General features: G+C 53.6%; 2 protein-coding genes. Both read left to right on the top strand.

What is annotated here, in order from left to right:
- Nucleotides 1–28: 28 nt before the first annotated feature.
- A complete protein-coding gene (locus tag Xsto_RS20425) occupies nt 29–604 on the top strand; it encodes a tail assembly protein (protein WP_099126280.1) in 576 nt (191 codons plus the stop codon).
- Nucleotides 605–657: 53 nt separating this feature from the next.
- On the top strand, nt 658–2,511 hold a 1,854-nt coding region (locus Xsto_RS20420), incomplete at its 3' end, for a TipJ family phage tail tip protein (protein WP_141554556.1).

The following is a 2,511-nucleotide window of genomic DNA, read 5'->3' as shown; positions in this document are numbered from 1 at the left end:
TGAAAATCGTCAGATATCAGGGGGAATGATGGAAACGATACGCACAATACGCTTATACGGCCCACTCGGGACGCAGTTCGGACGGGAATATCAACTGGCCGTCTCTTCACCGCAGGAAGCAATCCGGGCATTGTCTGTCCTGATTGAGGGTTTTGAAAAATACCTGTTAACCGCCAGAGAGCGCGGATTAACCTTTGCCGTGTTTATCGGCAAGCGCAATATCAGTCAGGATGAACTGGCCTTTTCCGGTGAAGGGGATATTCGGATTGTCCCGGTGATTATTGGCAGTAAAAAAGCCGGAGTGCTGCAAACCATCCTCGGGGCAGTCATGGTGGTGGCCGGTGTGTTCTTATGGGCGACACCGTTTGGTGCGCCGATGGTGATGTCCGGTGTGGGGATGATGCTGGGCGGCGTGGTGCAGATGCTCTCTCCGATGCCGGGCGGACTGGCAAGACGGGAAGATCCCGACAATAAACCCTCGTATGCGTTTGGTGGCCCGGTCAACTCCATCGCGCAGGGTAATCCGGTGCCGATAGGGTACGGCAATCGCCGCATCGGGGGGGCCATTATCTCTGCGGGGATTTACGCCGAAGATCAGCAATAACGCTTCACAATGTTCAGTCAGGTCGCTCAGGCGGCTTTTTTTACGGGTGAAATATGGCACAGCATCAGATTCAGGGCAGCAAAGGCGGCAGTGACAGCCCCCGCACCCCAGTCGAATCGCCGGATTCGTTACAGTCAACCTCGTATGCCAAAATCTTACTGGCACTGGGGGAAGGGGAATTCGCCGGGGGACTGGATGGGACCAATATCTTTCTGGATAACACGCCCATTATCGGGCCGGACGGTAAGCCCAACTTTGAAGGGGTAAAGTGGGAGTTTCGTCACGGGACTCCGCATCAGGACTATATCAAAGGGGTGCCAGCGGTTGAAAATGAGTTAACAGTGGGCACGGAGTTAGCTGAATCATGGGTGAGATCGGTCACCAATACCCAGTTATCGGCGGTGCGCATCCGCTTGTCGTGGCCTCAGTTGCAGACGCAGAAAGAAAACGGGGATACGGTCGGTTATCGCATTAATTATGTGATTGAAGTCGCGACAGATGGCGGTGCTTATCAGGAGATATTGAAAACAGCGGCTGACGGCAAGACGACCACCAAATATGAACGTTCACACCGCATCGATTTACCCAAAGCGCACTCTGGCTGGCAGGTACGTGTGCGTCGGTTAACGCCTAAGCAGAACAGTAACCGGATTGCCGATGCGATGATGGTTGAAGCCATTACTGAGGTGATTGACGCTAAGCTGAGTTACCCCGAAACGGCTTTATTGTTCGTTCAGTTTGATGCCAAACAGTTTCGCAATATCCCGCAGGTTTCCTGTGAGCCGAAGATGCGGGTGATCCGTGTGCCGGATAATTATAACCCTGAAGCCCGTAGTTACTCCGGCGTGTGGTCAGGACAATTCAAATGGGCATGGACGGATAACCCGGCATGGGTGCTGTATGACCTGATGATTAACGACCGATTCAGTATTGGCTCACGGGTGAAGACGGAAAACTTAAGTCTGGCGAAATGGGATTTATACCGGATTGCGCAGTATTGTGATCAGTCAGTGCCGGACGGCAAAGGGGGCACCGAGCCGCGTCATACCTGTAATGTGTATATCCAGTCACAGGAAGAGGCATGGACAGTGTTACGGGATATCGCCGGTATCTTCCGGGGGATGACCTACTGGGCCAACAATAACATGAACGTACTGGCGGATATGCCACGGGATGTGGATTATCTCTACACCCGCGCCAACGTGCGTGATGGCAAGTTTGTCTACAGCAGTGCCAGTGAGAAGACCCATTACTCTACCGCGATGGTGAGCTGGTCAGATCCGCAGAACGGTTATCAGGATGCCGTAGAGCCGGTCTTCGACCACCGATTGATACGTCGTTTTCAGGTCAGGCAGGCCGATGTGACCGCGATTGGTTGTACCCGTCAGAGTGAAGCCATTCGACGCGGTAAGTGGATATTGCACACCAACGAGTACGACCGGATGGTCAGCTTTACTGTGGGGCTGGATGGCAAAATTCCCTTGCCCGGTTATGTTATCGGGGTGGCGGATGAGATGTTGGCAGGCCGTGTCTTGGGTGGTCGCCTTCACAAGGCAGACGGACGCAATATCACCTTAGATAGAGTATCGTCGGCGAAAGTGGGGGAACGGCTGATTCTGAACCTCCCTTCGGGCAAGGCAGAAGGCCGCACCATTCAGGCGGTCAACGGCACCGTGATCACCGTCACGACCGCTTACTCTGAAACGCCGATTGCCGAATCCGTTTGGGCCATTGATGCCACCGATTTAGCCATTCAGTTATTCCGTGTCACCGGTATTAAAGAAGGGGATGACGGTGTTTCGTTTGAAATTACCGCCATTGAGCATAACCCGGATAAATACGCCCACATTGATACCGGCATTCGCATTGATGAACGCCCCATTTCCCTTATTCCGCCCGGCGTACAG

The organism is Xenorhabdus stockiae, from assembly GCF_002632825.1.
Classification (GTDB): domain Bacteria; phylum Pseudomonadota; class Gammaproteobacteria; order Enterobacterales; family Enterobacteriaceae; genus Xenorhabdus; species Xenorhabdus stockiae.
Note: the sequence above shows the minus strand (reverse complement) of the source record. Positions and strands in the feature narration are given on the sequence as shown.